Source organism: Bdellovibrio sp. HM001 (assembly GCF_055397275.1).
This window is the reverse complement of record NZ_AP029174.1, coordinates 3,317,876-3,332,687: the sequence shown is the minus strand read 5'-3', so window position 1 is coordinate 3,332,687 and position 14,812 is coordinate 3,317,876. Positions and strand designations below refer to the sequence as shown.

The 14,812-nt window shown below is 49.9% G+C and carries 14 protein-coding genes; 8 read left to right on the top strand and 6 right to left on the bottom strand.

Annotated elements, in window-relative coordinates; genetic code table 11:
- Positions 1–49 precede the first annotated feature (49 nt).
- The 3 genes from ACZ5ZZ_RS15675 to ACZ5ZZ_RS15665 are packed head-to-tail and all read left to right on the top strand — an operon-like array spanning position 50 to position 1,145.
- Entirely contained in the window at positions 50–463 is a 414-nt protein-coding gene (locus tag ACZ5ZZ_RS15675; protein ID WP_464140221.1) for a PspC domain-containing protein, read from the top strand.
- Between the two features lie 5 nt (positions 464–468).
- Positions 469–897: a hypothetical protein gene (locus ACZ5ZZ_RS15670; RefSeq protein WP_464118675.1), complete on the top strand. Its 429-nt coding sequence runs from the start codon at positions 469–471 to the stop codon at positions 895–897.
- Entirely contained in the window at positions 897–1,145 is a 249-nt protein-coding gene (locus tag ACZ5ZZ_RS15665) for a hypothetical protein (RefSeq protein ID WP_464132230.1), read from the top strand. The genes ACZ5ZZ_RS15670 and ACZ5ZZ_RS15665 overlap by 1 nt, the downstream gene beginning before the upstream one ends.
- Positions 1,146–1,191: 46 nt before the next feature.
- On the opposite strand, the gene ACZ5ZZ_RS15660 is transcribed toward ACZ5ZZ_RS15665, so the two are convergent.
- From ACZ5ZZ_RS15660 to rfaD, 3 genes are read right to left on the bottom strand one after another with little or no spacing between them, the layout of a single operon-like run.
- Positions 1,192–1,983 (bottom strand): RNA methyltransferase, encoded by a 792-nt coding sequence (locus ACZ5ZZ_RS15660; protein WP_464140218.1) that lies wholly within the window; start codon positions 1,981–1,983, stop codon positions 1,192–1,194.
- Positions 1,984–3,726 (bottom strand): aromatic amino acid hydroxylase, encoded by a 1,743-nt coding sequence (locus ACZ5ZZ_RS15655; protein ID WP_464140215.1) that lies wholly within the window; start codon positions 3,724–3,726, stop codon positions 1,984–1,986. It lies immediately after the preceding gene.
- A 16-nt stretch (positions 3,727–3,742) separates the two neighbouring features.
- Entirely contained in the window at positions 3,743–4,711 is a 969-nt protein-coding gene (gene rfaD / locus ACZ5ZZ_RS15650) for an ADP-glyceromanno-heptose 6-epimerase (RefSeq protein ID WP_464140213.1), read from the bottom strand.
- A gap of 168 nt (positions 4,712–4,879) precedes the next feature.
- Here rfaD and ACZ5ZZ_RS15645 point away from each other — a divergent pair, with 168 nt between their 5' ends.
- The 3 genes from ACZ5ZZ_RS15645 (at position 4,880) to ACZ5ZZ_RS15635 (ending at position 7,580) form a co-directional block, all read left to right on the top strand.
- A complete protein-coding gene (locus ACZ5ZZ_RS15645) occupies positions 4,880–6,436 on the top strand; it encodes a S41 family peptidase (RefSeq protein ID WP_464140210.1) in 1,557 nt (518 codons plus the stop codon).
- Entirely contained in the window at positions 6,433–7,077 is a 645-nt protein-coding gene (locus tag ACZ5ZZ_RS15640) for an alpha/beta hydrolase (RefSeq protein WP_464118669.1), read from the top strand. The genes ACZ5ZZ_RS15645 and ACZ5ZZ_RS15640 overlap by 4 nt, the downstream gene beginning before the upstream one ends.
- Positions 7,078–7,169: 92 nt before the next feature.
- Positions 7,170–7,580: a bacteriohemerythrin gene (locus ACZ5ZZ_RS15635; RefSeq protein ID WP_464140208.1), complete on the top strand. Its 411-nt coding sequence runs from the start codon at positions 7,170–7,172 to the stop codon at positions 7,578–7,580.
- A 39-nt stretch (positions 7,581–7,619) separates the two neighbouring features.
- On the opposite strand, the gene ACZ5ZZ_RS15630 is transcribed toward ACZ5ZZ_RS15635, so the two are convergent.
- Positions 7,620–8,879 (bottom strand): U32 family peptidase C-terminal domain-containing protein, encoded by a 1,260-nt coding sequence (locus tag ACZ5ZZ_RS15630; protein ID WP_464132222.1) that lies wholly within the window; start codon positions 8,877–8,879, stop codon positions 7,620–7,622.
- A gap of 125 nt (positions 8,880–9,004) precedes the next feature.
- Positions 9,005–10,861 carry a hypothetical protein gene (locus ACZ5ZZ_RS15625; RefSeq protein WP_464140206.1) on the bottom strand — a complete coding sequence of 619 codons (1,857 nt, stop codon included), beginning with the start codon at positions 10,859–10,861 and terminating at the stop codon, positions 9,005–9,007.
- Between the two features lie 125 nt (positions 10,862–10,986).
- Between ACZ5ZZ_RS15625 and ACZ5ZZ_RS15620 the strand changes: the two genes are divergently transcribed.
- Positions 10,987–11,610 carry a hypothetical protein gene (locus ACZ5ZZ_RS15620; protein WP_464118665.1) on the top strand — a complete coding sequence of 208 codons (624 nt, stop codon included), beginning with the start codon at positions 10,987–10,989 and terminating at the stop codon, positions 11,608–11,610.
- A gap of 5 nt (positions 11,611–11,615) precedes the next feature.
- Here the strand turns inward: ACZ5ZZ_RS15620 and ACZ5ZZ_RS15615 are convergent, their stop codons facing one another.
- Positions 11,616–12,152 (bottom strand): putative glycolipid-binding domain-containing protein, encoded by a 537-nt coding sequence (locus ACZ5ZZ_RS15615; protein WP_464118664.1) that lies wholly within the window; start codon positions 12,150–12,152, stop codon positions 11,616–11,618.
- 145 nt (positions 12,153–12,297) lie between these two features.
- Between ACZ5ZZ_RS15615 and ACZ5ZZ_RS15610 the strand changes: the two genes are divergently transcribed.
- A complete protein-coding gene (locus ACZ5ZZ_RS15610; protein ID WP_464140204.1) occupies positions 12,298–14,811 on the top strand; it encodes a response regulator in 2,514 nt (837 codons plus the stop codon).
- The last annotated feature ends 1 nt before the right edge of the window (position 14,812 follow it).

Sequence of the window (14,812 nt, the reverse complement as noted above, 5' to 3'; positions counted from 1 at the left end):
GATGCTAAAACGATTCCTATTGGAAATCGGCTGCTTATTCGGGGGAGTGATGGAGCAAAATGCGCAGAAACTGGACTATCGTTGGGTTCGCTCTGACAAAGGGGCGTTAGCTGGCGTTTGTAAGGGTTTGGGCGATGCTTTAGGTATCGAGACTTGGATACTGCGCGTCATTTGGTTGATTGCAGTTCTCTGGTTCGGCACTGGGATCTTGTTTTATTTGATCCTGGCGATCTGTTTGCCCCGCGTCGACAGACTGGACCAAGCTCTAGATAGAAAGCTCCTTGGAGTCTGTGCTAGAATAGCTAAACGATACCAGATTGAGGTGGGGATCGTAAGAACGGGATTTGTTCTGTTTTTACTGGTCACCTTCGGAGCCGCGATTCTGGGATACGGCCTTTGTTACTTCTTAATTCCCAAGGCCGATGAATCCGCAAGTCGCTCAAAGAGCGCAGGAGTATTTTAATATATATGGGTGATGACAGTAGTAGGTCGATCGTAAAATCCCTTAAAAACGAATGGTCTTTGTTTTTGGAGGCTTTCCAAGGCGAAGACAATGAAGCAGAAACAAAATCAAAAGACTCACAAGATGCGTTCGCCAGCGGGCAGTTGGAAGTTCTGGATCTGGATCAGATCCGGGAAATGACCAAAGCCTTGGTGGAGGATCGCAAAAAACTCAATCAAAAGCTTGAATCCCTGTCCAAAGAGATTGATTTGAACTCAGCCAAACTGGAAAGTCTGCGTTTGGTGGGTGGTCCAGAGGACGAAACCATGAATCGTATCAACGAACTTCATGATCTGGGGCAAAGCATGGCTCAAGCCCTGCAAAAGTTGGATAAGAAACTAAGATCCATCCGGGAACAGGAAGATCGATTGAATGAGGAGCTTCTGACATCCTAATGGGATGGTGGGGGCTTCTTCCTTTGGTGGCGATGGCGGACTTTGCTTTTACGGGCAAGGTCCTGAGCCTGCAAAAGAATCCATTGAAAAACAACTATCTGGTGACGATGGCCACGATATCGACCCCTTTGGAGGTTGATAAAGGGGCGGACTATCGTTGTCTGCAAAAAGCCTTAAAGTCGCAAGAGGTTGTGGAATTCACGTTTGATGCAAAGTTGATGAAGATCCGCTCGTGCAAAACCCCCTAGGCATTTGATAAAGACCCGTATTTGGATTTGGACCTTTTTGAACAGCCTATTGGTTTGGAGTGCGCTTCTGGAACTCTTTCCATTCACGCAATTTACGAATGCTTTGTTGAAGGACGGTTTCCAGAATAACCAATTCCTTCTTCGTCGGTGTGTTTTGTAAAAGCATGCGGCGAAGAACTGTAAAGACGTTGATCTTTCTTTGGCGAGTCAGATCAAAGCCCATTTCTTCCAGCCAGGTTTTGAGTGTCTGTTCGGGATTGATGCCTTCAATGCCCTGAGGAACCCGGCGAACTTTACCGCCATCCAGCTTGGTGCGGTTGCCGCCCCATGCTCGACGCAGCCCGAACATCCCCAGCAGAGTGGCTTGAGCCAGATTCAAACTCCAGTTTTCACCAAACGTCGGAATGCAGGCGCAGAAGTTGGCCAGTTCCAGATCTTCTCCGGCAAGGCCCCAGTCTTCCGGTCCGAAAATTAGGTGCACAACGTAGGGAACATCACTTGAAATTTGGAATTGCGGGGACTTGGTGGCGATGTCGTGAAAGACCTCTTCCATGTCACGGACCTGACGACCTTTGCCATCACGAGCGGTGAAGGCGACCTTGATGCTTTCTGGCTCTTTGGCCAAGAAATCGTCCCAGGAGCTGTACACCGTGCGGTTTTGCAAACCTGTTTGTCCGGTTGCGGCCGCCTGTTGTGCTTCATAGGTCAGTTCGCATTTGGGGTCGATCAGAATCAACTTTTCAACACCCATGTTGCTCATGGCTCTGGAGGTGGCGCCAACATTGCGCTCATAGATTGTGCGAACCAGAACAATGCGAACTTCAAAAGGACGTTTCATCTAAAGGGCTCCCGCCAGTACCAGCCCGTCGGCGATCAGACCGCTTGTTTTCTCATCTTTGGAGGCAAGCTGGGACAGATCTTTTTCAAGCTGGGTTTTGAGTGAAGACTGTGGAGCTCGTGCCAACACCAGCTCCAGAGCTTCCAAATACAACAACCAGTCTTGCGGAGCCACTGTTTTGTGTTCGGTCAGAAGCTTTTCCAAGGTTGTCGTCAAAGCCTCGCCCTGAAGTTTGTCTTCGCGAGCCTTTCTCAAAGCTGCATACAGACCCTGACGTTTTAGTTCAAGGTCCGAGTACTTGGGAGCGGGCACACGTTTGGCGACAAAATCCGTGGTTTCGCCATAGGCTTCGCGATCGGCCGGACCACCAAAGACTGACACCACGCTGGAACCCACGGCCATGTCAAAGGTGCCCCATTCAGGAGCAAACAAAACACGGTCCTGCAATTGGGCCGAAGCCTGAGTCAGGCTGATAAGAAGAGTCTTGTCATCACGAGTGATGCGGGACTGAACCTCGCCCGTCACCACCACACCGGAAGTGAATTCCAGGTGCACGGTTTTTCCGGGGGCCACATTCAAAGACAACCATTCAGCGTCAGTGAAAGTGGACGGACATTGGCCCGGATGAGACTTCAGGAAGCCGATGGGAGTTCCAAATCCATGCGCATGATAATTCTTGTCATGTCCGGAAAGTTCCGCATCCTGATAAGACAGTTGTGAAGGTCCTTGCAGGCGAAGATAGGCAACGCTTCCGGCAGAATCTGTGATGGCTTCAACGATTTGACCTGAAATCTGAATACCTGAATTAAGTTCCGCCGTATTGACGGATTCAGCCTGGATGGCTTTGTTCAGACCTTTGAGGCCTCCAACACGGAAGGCCATCTGATCAGCCATTTCATCCAGGACTTGCACCAAGTTTTTGAAATCGGTTGCCACAAACAATTGTGGTTGCGGCTCTGTGATGTCGTAGCTGGTCTTGATGCAGTCCACGGTCAGAGGGATTTTCTTAACTTTGGCACTGAGGCACCATTTCGATTCACCGACACTGGAAAGCAGGCCGGCACCAAAGATTTTGGGATTGTTCAGGTCCCCAATCAGGCCGTACTCTGCCGTCCACCAGTTCATGCGTGAAAGCTCAGATGCTTCGGAAATATGGGAAATACTTTTCCCCACTTTTTCCAGCCGCTCTTCCGCGGCTTTGACCTGCTCTGGTGTTGAGGCTGGATTTTCTTTGATATCGGAAAGATCACGGATGGCTTCGTAAAGATCCAGATCCTCTTTGCTGATGATAGCCTTTTTGGCCACCTGTGCATATCTGCGAAGGTAATCAGAAAACTCCGGATGAATCAGAATCGGCGCATGTCCTGCAGCCTCGTGAACAATGTCCGGGGCCGGCGTGTACAGCAAATGATCCAGCGTGCGCATGTCAGAGGCGATCGGTAGAACTCCCAAAGACTGCAGTTCCATGAAAGCGGCCGGCGGAATGAAGCCGCTCACTGGAAGAGCTCTCCAGCCGAATTCTTGTAATTTTTTGCTGACGTCTTCAATGCGTGGAATGCGTTCGATGTCGATCCCGGTTTTTGCCAGCCCTTCCACATAACATTCATGTGCGTGCTTGGATAAGAAGGCTTTGAGCTGGCGCAGAATATAGCGCCACACGGCCTGATCAATGGCCGTGTATTTTTCGTAGTTTTGTTCTACGACGTATTTTCTTAAGTGTGGCGGTAGAAAGTCCGTCTCCATGAATATTTACGCTCTCTTAAATGTCTTTGTCGTCTTTGGAAAGATAGTTCTGAACATAGTCGGCCACGGCTTTTTCCAAAGGCCATTTCGCGGGACTCATCCCCGCGGCCAGCCACTTGTCAGTTTTGGCTTCCGTGAAATACTGGTATTGACCGCGAATATTTTCCGGCATTTCCAGCCAGTTGATTTTCATGTCCTTACCCATGGCCTTAAACACGCTTCCCGCCAGATCCAGCCAGGTGCGCGGTTTTCCGAAGCCCATGTTGTAAACGCCATTGGCAGGTTTTTTATCCATCAGCTCGGCCATCCAGCCGGTGACATCTTTGACATAGACGAAGTCACGCATGAATTCGCCGTCTTTGTACTTGGGATCAGCGGATTTGAACAAACCCAATGCGCCGGTGTCTTTGATCTGATTGTAAGCTTTGAACGCCACGCTGGACATCGGACCTTTGTGGTACTCATTCGGACCAAACACGTTGAAGAATTTCAAACCATACCAGTGTGGCGGAGTTTTAGTCTGTTTCACCGCCCAACGGTCAAACAGAACTTTGGATTCGCCGTACAAGTTCAGTGGACGAAGTTTTTCCGGGTCGGTGGTGTCGTCAAAGCCCAACTCGCCCGCCCCATAGGTTGCCGCACTGGAAGCATAGATCATGGATTTGCCATGCTCGGCACACCATTCAAAGATTCTTTGCGTGTAGTGGGTGTTGTTTTCCCATAGGAAGTCCTTGTTGGTTTCAGTTGTGGAAGAACAGGCACCCATGTGAATGATCCAAGTGACTTTCTTTTTGGCTTCATCGGTTTCAAGAAAAGGCCAAAGCTCATCCTTTAGCAGGAATTTGGAAATCTTTTGTTTACGAAGAAGGTTGCGTTCGCCCAGACCCACAGAGTCCACGGCGATCACATCGTTGAACCCCTTTTGGTTGAGTTCCCACACCATCACACTGCCAATAAAACCGTTTGCACCTGTTACGATAATCATAGTGATTTTAAGGTATTACAGGCTCTGGGAAAGCTCAAGGCCGGGGGCGTTGTTTAGGGCCTTGGCGAATAGGAAAAAACTTCCAAAATACACCGCCGAAGTGCAACCAATTCGATCTGAGCGGGCATGGCCGTTGCTCTAGGAAAGCCGTCGGGTCGGAGGCTTTGAGTGCTCAGTTCAGCAAGGTTCTTTACAATCTCACTTTCTGTATTGGTTCTCGGGGCCAGCCTGTATTTATGGCGTGTCTCTGGCACGGAAGGCCGCGGGATTAAAACCACAGAAGACTATTGGGCAGAGACGGGGCTGGGGCCGGCGGCTCTGGAGGATCTTTTGCAGGATCAGACCTGCAGCAGCTCGCAGCGCTACTTCCTGGCGTGTGCCAATTCCATTTTGACCGTTGCCAATCGCTTCAACCTCAGTCTTGGATTGAATGGCAAACTTGTGCCTGTTCACGAGTCATTGTCCGCCGACATGAGCTCTGAGAAGAAGCAACTGGAGCCTTGGCAGAAGTTCTTTGCCGAGAATACAGACAAGGCCGTGAAGATTTCTTTCCTGAAGGTGTGGAATGAGCTGCAGGAAGAGTACATACCTGAATCTCAGCGTGCGATGATGATCGGGCTGGGGTTGAATGGGTTTATCTCTGTTTTCCGCGATCCTCATACCTACTTCATGCCGGTGTCCCAGTTCCAAGAAGTGATTTCCCGTGCGGACAGTCGCTCTGTCAGTCTGGGGATCTCTCTGGGCACGGCCCATGGGAAATATGTCATTCGTAAGCTGACTGAAGGCAGTCCGGCCAAGCTGGCGGGCTTGCAAAAGGGCGATGTTCTGTTGTCGATAAATGGCACTGAAGTGAAGGGCCTTTTGCAGGCACGTGTGTCGGAACTTCTAAAAGGCGAAGTTGGAGAGATCGTTAAGATCCGCGTTTTGCGGGATGGTGAAGAACTCAAGTTCCGTCTGCGCCGTCAGGAGATCACTATTGCCACGGTTTCAACCCGTGTGATTGAAGGCATTAAGCCCATTGCAGTGATCGGCATCAACAAGTTCGCCCGCGGGGCCTGCGAAAAAGTGAAAGGGTCGCTGGATATTTTAAAGAAATCCCACGTTCGTGGTTTGTTGTTGGATTTGCGCGACAACCCGGGTGGTCAGATGGAAGAAGCCGCATGCATTGCCAGCTTGTTTGTCGGACCGGATGAAAAAATCTTTGAAGTTCGTTACCTGGATCCCAGCAAAAAGGCAGAAGAATTTTATGGTGGCGAGGAAAAACGATTTGATCTGCCGATGGCGGTTTTGATCAACGCGGCTTCAGCCAGTGCTTCTGAGATCGTGGCGGGCGCCTTGCGTGATCTGAATCGGGCGGTGCTGGTGGGTGAACGCACCTTCGGCAAGGGCTCGTTCCAGGAAGGTGAGTACTGGTCTCAGAACAAAAAGATCGCCTTGTTTGAAACTAAGGGCTTCTATTATCTGCCTTCGGGCAGATCCCCGCAGATGAAGGGCCTTGAGCCTGACGTGGCGGTGAATTTTGAGGAGATCTCTGTGGTGCGTGAGGCGGAACAGTTCATTCATCCGCTGCGTGCACCGGAACGACAGATTCGTATGCTGGGGAAAGCTTTCGCCACTGGGGACTGTCTGGAGATGGAGGACGCATTGTCTTCTGAAGATATGCAAATGACAAAAGCACGACAGATTTTATTTTGCACAAAAGCGGTCGCTAGGGCAGGGCTATGATCACGACAAACCTTTTTAAGCATAAGTTTATTCCCGCAAAAAAGAAGTCAGACTTTCTGATGATTGTTCTGCATGGTCGCGGGGACAGCATTCGTCCGTTCTTTTCTTTTGATGAAGAACTGAATCTGCCAGAGATGAACTATCTGTTGCTGAATGCTCCCAGAAAGTTCCTGGATGGCTATACCTGGTATGGTGAGCCTCCCTTCCAGGGCCATGGGGTGATGAAGATTCGGGAAAAGCTTTTTGATCTGCTCAACGATCTGGAAAACCAGGGTTGGGACAGTCGTAAGATCTTCCTGTTTGGCTTTTCTCAAGGGTGCCTGATCAGTGCCGATGTCGGCTTGAACTATCCCAAAAAGCTGGGGGGTATTGTCGGCATCAGTGGCTACTTCAATTTCTATCCGCGCTGGCGTAATAATCTGTCCTTAGAGGCCAAGCAGACTCCGTGGTTGTTTACGCACGGTTATCAGGACGACATTCTGCCATTGGAAGAAACCAAATTTGGAGTGGAGAAGTTGAAAGACGCCGGGCTCAAGGTCCAGTGGGTTGAGATGGAAAAAGATCACACTTTGAAAGAAGAAGAGTATCCCATAATAAGACGCTGGGTTCGTGACCAACTTTCTGACCTCAGAAAAAATTAGATCCTTATGATGGCCGTCATGTAGTCCCCCATCCACCCCTCCGATGAGTTAGATGTTACAGAGATTTAACAAACCGGACCAAGGGGAAAAAGATGTCTGATTCATTCTTTAAGTGGGATCAAAGTCGACTGACGACTCATGTGGATGCCATGGACAATGAGCACAAAAAACTGATTGAAATCATGAACAAGCTTTACGATCGCAACGAAAACAAAGCGGGCAAGGCTGAGCTTGCGGCGATTGTGCGTGAGCTTGCCAGTTGGACGGTGACTCACTTTGAACACGAGGAAAAGTTTTTCGATACACTTCCGTATTCTCATGCGACTGTTCATAAAAAAATCCACCGGGATCTGATCGAGCGACTGAAAGGCCATCAGGCAGAGTTTGAAAAGACGGGCACCTTGTCTCAAGCCTTCTTTCAGTTCCTAAAGACCTGGCTGACCGCTCATATTATGGGTATTGACACCAAGTACGGCGAAATTGCAGCCAAGAAGTCGGCCTAAAGAATGTGAAATGCACCTCAAGAGGGTGCATTTCCTGTTTTAGAATCCGCCTTTTTCCAGCAGACTGACCAAGGAATTTGCCTGGGGTTTGATGGGAAGTTCCAGATGATAGATCAAACCTCCTCCGCCGGCTTGAGGGACACTTTCGTACTTGTCGTTGGTGATTCTTCCGACAAGTGCCTTTTGTGTGCCCTCCGGAGAGATGATTTCAATCTCCTCCCCGGGGCGCAGGCGGTGCCGAGCCTCAATCTTTACAAATCCCGGCTGATCTGAATCGCCAATCACGACACCTGCAAATTTCTGACTGTAGTTTCTGGAGGTTGAGTGGCGGTATTCCTGGGCATGATGGCTGAGGTTTCCAGCCACAAAACCTTTGTGGTAGCCACGGTTGGCGATCTTATCCAGTTCCAACAGCAAACTGCGATCAAACTCTTTACCCGCCATCATATCATCAATGGCTTTACGGTAAATGCGTGAAACCATCGCAGCATAGTAGATGGATTTTGTACGTCCCTCGACTTTGAAGGAACACACCCCGGCGTCGCGCAGTTCGCGCAGATGCTCGATCACGCACAAATCCTTGGCGTTCATGATATAGGTGCCGTTTTCGTCTTCATCGATCTGGTAGAACTGGCCTTTGTTGCGCAAGTCCTCCAAATAGAACTCCTCTTCTTTGCTGGTGTCGGCTTTGTAGATATTGTAGCCATAACGGCAGCTATTGTCGCAAACCCCCTGATTGGCATCTCGATAACTCATGTAGTGTGACAGAAGGCATCGGCCTGAGTAGGCGATGCAGATCGAGCCGTGCACGAAGGCTTCCAGCTCGATGTCGGGCACACGCTCGTGGATCTCTTTGATTTCCTCCAGGCGCAGTTCGCGGCTTAGGATGATGCGGGTGGCACCCTGTTGCTGCCAGAACTTCACGCTTTGCCAGTTCATGCAATTGGATTGAACGCTCAGGTGGATGTTGACGTCGGGATCCACTTCTTTGGCGATCATCATCAGGCCGGGGTCGCTCATGATGAAGGCATCCGGTTTCAGATTCACCCATTTTTTGAAGTTTTCGCGGAAGGATTTCAGCTTCAGATTTCGGGCAAAAATATTGGCCGTGACATAGATCTGTTTTCCATTCTCGCGAGCGAATTGAATTCCTTTTTCCAGATCCTCAAAGGTCATTTCATTTTCGCGGGCGCGCAGACTAAAAAGCGGGACTCCGACGTAAACTGCGTCGGCACCGAAGTTGTAAGCGTACTTTAGCTTTTCAAGAGAGCCTGCTGGCATTAGAAGTTCCGGACTCATTTCAACCCCTTTTGGTATTGATTCGAGGGGAGGTTCTAATCCTTTCGCAGCGTGAACTCAACGGAGGGGATGAAAAATACAACCCTGGGGTTGAGGACCGGGCTTTGCAGCCAGGTCCTTTTTTCTTAGATGGATTCCTTGTGCTCTTCCACCAGACTTAAAAGTTTGGCGTAAAGATCCATTTTGACTGCGGGGGTGGCCAGTTGGTCACGATAGAATCGGCTGACCGGAATCTCGGGCATGCCGTTTTGCTCATAAACCAGCTTGTCGACGATTTTCTGAATCTGCTCCATCGGAAGACCTTTTTTCTTTTCGGTGATGATTTCCTCAACCATCTCAATCAGGGCATTTCCGGTGATGCGTTTATCAGAATTCAGTTTTTCGGCTCGTTCGCAGATTCCTTTTAGGATATGTTCCGGTTTGTTGCGACCAGCGGCGGTTTCCACCAGTTCGCGATAGACACGTTGGAAGGCCTCGATATGACGGCGCTGCTTTTCGCCCATGCGAGCGTCGCGGGATTTGGCGAAACCTGAAAGCACGGTCTTAAAGAAAGTGTTTTCCGTCATCCAGCGTTTTTCAAAAGGAAGCGGGCTTTCCATCAGGAAGCGCGGATAGTCCTTCATCAGGGTGCGCATGTTGTAAAGAGCCGGATGATTGACACCATCGGCGACTTTTTCGGTGTTGCCGCTGACTTTGGCTCTTTCAAAGAACGAGAATTCTTTATCGAAACGCTCGAACAAACCGTCTTTGGCCATGATATGACTGCGCTGGGTTTCGTTGAATCCCATACGATATAACAGACGTTCAGCGCGCTTCTGATCAAAGACCCTGTTGAAGTTCAGCACTGCTGAATGCTGGGCGAAATCTCGCAAAGGTTTTTTCTTTTTTGTCTTCAGATAGTCGGCCATTTGAGCAAAGACCTGCACAATCAGACGGGCCTTTTGTTTTTGTTCGTTCAGATTGGTTGAGAATCTTTCCACATCGTCGTAGCGGTATTTATCGTGGCGGATTCCAAATTGGCGAACACTGCCATAATCGATGATACCGGCATCGGCCAACACATTGTCGCCGTCCCAGTCCAGCCATGCGAAGATATAGTCCGTATCCAGAATAGCTGTGAATTCACCGAAGGATTTGGAAATCTCGATCAGCATTTCATCGTATCTTCCCGAACCTTTTGCCTTGATGTCCCAGACTTTGTTATCAATCTGTCGATCAATCATATAGTCGGTTGCCGCTTTCAGGTTGTCCCAGCGCTCCTGCTTCAGATATAGGAACAAGTGCGCCGGACGGATCAGATTTCGCGCAGCGCGAACACCTATGCCGTAGCCTTTTCCAAGATCAATCACACACAGCATGCGCTCTGTGCCGATGCCTTGCAGGTGCATGACTTCAGCCAGGATGGAGGCACCTAAAAGCTCGTCGATTTCAGCCAGGCCGCAGCCATAGCCAAACTCGGTGCCACCGGTTTTCAAAGGTTTCTGGGCCTGAACTGCTCCAGGGGCAAGACAGGTCACGCCCGTGCCACGGCTGGATACATCCCAAGTGGTGCCGCGGTGATAGACAGTTCCGTTCCAGATGCCGCGGCCATCGCCGGATGTTTTACCCTGCTTGTTGCTGTGTTGCAGTTGCAGATAGCGGGTGGCCATGTATTTGTGAGGACGAATGGTGGCGGGATCAATGCGACGCTGAGTAAGTTCGTCGTATTCGTTGATGATCTGCAAAGAGAAAGTTTCTATGAGTTTTTGTTGCAGCTCTTCGCTCATCTGATGGGGGTGATCAGGTGGGATCAGTCCCATTTCTTTTGCGAGTATGAAGTTGAAGTAAGCGACCTTGCCCGTGTTGAGTTCTCGAACCCTGTAGGAAACAAACCCGTCTTTGACTGCATCCATCCAAGGATGCACACCATTGAGTTGATCGAAAGACGAATAGAAGTTCGTCAGTTGCTGTAACTTTCGAGTGCCACTATGTTTCATCGTCATGTTGCTTCCACCATCCTTGTAGAAAAATGAGACACTCTTCATATCGGCAAGACTGGCCTGCACTTTAATATTAAGCCCTAAAAAAGTTCTTCCGAATACTAGACTGGACATAATAAGGGGAAACAATGAAGACATCTGGCTTTTTACTTCTGGTGCTGATCTCAACAACTTCGTTTGCCTTCAAAGGGTCACCCCCTGGAAAACTTCTGCGCCCGCAGTTCACGGCGGCTCCGGCCTGTGGCAGCCGACCCGAGTTTCTGACTGAGCTTCGCAGCGAGCTTGTAGGCTCCCTGAAACGCTTGCCAGAAACGGTTTTGGTGGCGCGTGATGTGGAATACTATGTGGAAAGCACCTCTGGCGCGGAAAAGACTCGTTTGCATGGCTATCAGTCCTTTTTAAAGAGCTCCAGTGCCGCGCAAATCCTTTGTGGTAATGTTTCTCAGGACCTTGGCCAGAGGTTTTCTTTATTGGCACCGACCTTGATCGACACGCATAAAAAACATCGCGTCGGTCAGAGTCTTTGGCAGTTTCAGCTGCTGACAGAAGCACAGCGCTTTTCCTTCTGGAACCTGAAGAGTGCAGCGGTGCCTCAGGGGGAAAATCTGGAAGAGTGGCTGGAAGCCAGCGGTGCGCAGTACAAGATCTATCAAAGATCTCACTCCGAGTTTGAACTGATGCTGGTGAAGAAAGAGGGAGGCACGTCCCAGTATTTGTCAGTTCGCTACGATGCTGTGCCGTTCAGGCCTTAAGTCGATCATAACCTGCGGCGGAAATAGCCGGGGTACTCCAGCACCAGACAATCTTTATCCACCTTGAGGTCCGCACTAAAGTGGACCTCTTTTGTTTTTGCGTCGATGGATTCAAAGCGATAGATGCTTTGTTCGGCACCCACCTGAAGCTCTGTGTAGCGTTGTGTGGCGATCTTTGTTTTAAACTGAAGAGCATCCACCCAGGTGACCTCCAGCTCGTAAACCTGCAGGAACTGCGAGCGCATCCATTGAATCGGCAGGGTGTTGGTGAAGGGGGAGGGATAGATGTCGACGAATAGAGATTCAATCAGGTCCGAGGTGCCAACCTTCTTGGTGGGATCTGTCAGGGAATGAACGTGATAGTTTTGCACGCTGTAGGAATCGTCCAGGGTGATGCTGTACTTGATTCGTTGCAGTTTTCCATTGGCGTCAGGACAGACCAGCAGCGAGTCTGCGAAGATATTCTCGCCTGATTTCTTTATGACCAAATGCTCAAAACCCGGTCCCTGAAGGGATTCCCAGACAACGTCCTGCAGATGCATTTTCACCTCACAAAGAATCATAACACAGTGGGAAGGGATTGCCGGGGCAAAATTTTGGGGGAAATGACGATGTTTTGGACAGCTCAGTTTTTTGCTTCACGCTGAGATAGCCTCTCCGATAAGTAGGGCAGAGGTTGGTTTTTTTATGGGATCCGCATCCATTCTTAGGACATTGCTTGTTCGTTACGGGGTTGAGATCGGCCTTTTGGGTTTGATGGCCCTGGGATACCTGACCTTTCAGCGTCCAGAACTGCTGCAGCTGAGTCAGTATTCAGAGCGCCCCAAAACTGAACTGGCTGATGTTCTGAACAATGTGGAAAGTGTTGTTGCCCGCGCGGATCATTTTCATAAGGTTTTTTTGAGAACCCGAAATGCTCAGGACCTGCAGGAGTACAATCAAAGTATCTCGTCCTTGAATGGGCAGTTGGCGCGTTTGTCGCTAGCCACTAAAAAAGATCCCCCCGTTCAAGCGGAAGCGGTGAAGCTGGGGCATCTGATTCGTCAGCACATCGAAGCGGCCAACGGTCAAATGACAAATCCTGGGCGCAAACCTGCCCAGGCGCAAGTGTCCCTCGAGAAAACCAAATATCAAATTCAGCATCAACTGATCGAAATGAAAGCGGCTTCAGCGCCCTTGCGGTTCAAGCCGACCTCCCAGGGGCTTCAATTTTTGTGGGGCCTGGGGGCTGCGGTTTTTCTGATTCTGGTCAGTCGTGTGTTGCAAAGAAAAGAGCTGCGGCAGCGGATGCAGCTTACGCAGAATCTGGAGGGAAAATCCATTCTGCTGGATACAATCTTGAACAGTATGAGCGAAGCCCTGATCGTGGTTGATCAAAATGGCTGGTTCACGCATTACAATGCGGCCGCGCAAAGAATCATCGGATCCAAAATCAAAGAAATTTCCACTGAATCCAGTGTGGAGGCCCTGGGCTTCTATAGTCCTGAAGAAGGGCGTCCCTACACACGCAAAGAGCTTCCTTTGTATCGCGCCTTAAGTGGTGACCGAGTGGATGATCTGGAAATCTTTGTGCAGAATCAGGAGCATCCTGATGGCATGTATATTTCTTTAAGCAGCCGCCCGTTGAATGACATTGACGGTGGAATCTCTGGCGCTTTGATCGTCTTTAAAGATATCAGTCGGCGTAAGATGGTGGAACAAGAATGGATCAGGGCGCGGGAGGCGGCGGTCGAGGCTTCGCAGAAAAAATCGGACTTCCTGGCAGCGATGAGCCACGAGATTCGCACCCCCATGAACGGTGTGATCGGGATGACGACACTTTTGCGTGACACCCACCTGGACCCGGAACAGCAGGATTATGTGGGGAACATCAAACGTTCGGCAGAGTCTTTATTGATGTTGATTAACGATCTTTTGGATCATTCCAAAATTGAAGCCGGAAAAATCCGTTTGGAGCCGCAGCCGCTGGATCTGCAGTTCCTGGTTGAGGATGTGCTCGAGATGTTTAAGCCCACCACCGCGGAAAAAAATATCGGCCTGGAATGTCGTTTTGATGGAAGAGTGTCATGGCACTATCGGGGGGATGGCGGAAGGTTGCGCCAGATTCTGGTGAACCTGATTGGGAATGCAGTGAAGTTCACTGAAAAAGGTTTTGTTCGTATCGAGGTTTCCAGTCGCGGTGATCATGACGGAAGAACCGCTTTGTTGTTTGAAATTAAAGACACCGGGCAGGGATTGCAAGAGCACGAAAAGAAGTCGTTGTTCCAGAAATACTTCCAGGCTGGTGCCGGGATGAAGTTTGGCGGAACGGGCCTGGGCCTTTCTATCTGTAAACAGCTGGTGGATCTGATGGGCGGAACTATCGGTGTGGAAAGTGTACCTGGTGTAGGCTCAAATTTTTGGTTTCAGGTGGAACTCCCTGTCTGTGCGGAAGATGAATTGACACAATCCTCGGAAACGCGTTTTGCAAAAATCTTCCGAGGTCATGTTTTGGTAGCCGAAGACCAGGTGGTCAATCAGCGTGTGGCTGAGTCTTATCTGCGCAAGCTGGGTTTGACTGTGGATATTGCAGGCAATGGCGAGATCGCTTTGAAGAAGCTTCAGGAGCAGAATTACGATCTGGTCTTTATGGATTGTCAGATGCCAGTGATGAATGGCTATCAGGCCACACGTCAACTGCGCCTGTTGGAAAACACGAAAGCTCGCAAAACCCCGGTGATTGCCCTGACCGCGGAGGGAACCAGCGGTGAGCGCAAGTCCTGCTTCGAAGCGGGGATGGATGACTTTTTGACGAAGCCTTTGGAGCTTCATAGACTGATCGAGGTTTTACACCGGTGGAACAAACCCACGGAAAAAACTTTGGATCTGAAGGCTTTGCAAAACCTGAAGGATCTGGTGTCACAGGATCGTGATCTGACGGATGTTTTAATTGAAGATCTGGAACAGTCCGGCCCGGCTTTGTTGCATGAGATTCGCGAGGGCATCAACCAATCCAACCGGGAGCGGGTTTCTGAAGCTGCCCATGCCCTGAAATCCAGCTCGGCAACACTGGGAGCCAAGACTGTGGCTGAACTATGTCAGAAGTTGGAAGACATTGAAGACTTTGTGGAGGCCGAATTCCTGCTCAAACAAGTGGAGCGAAAGTTCTTTGAAAGCTTGTCGGAACTAAAAATGTACTCTGCCAGAACGAAGGTGGCGTGAA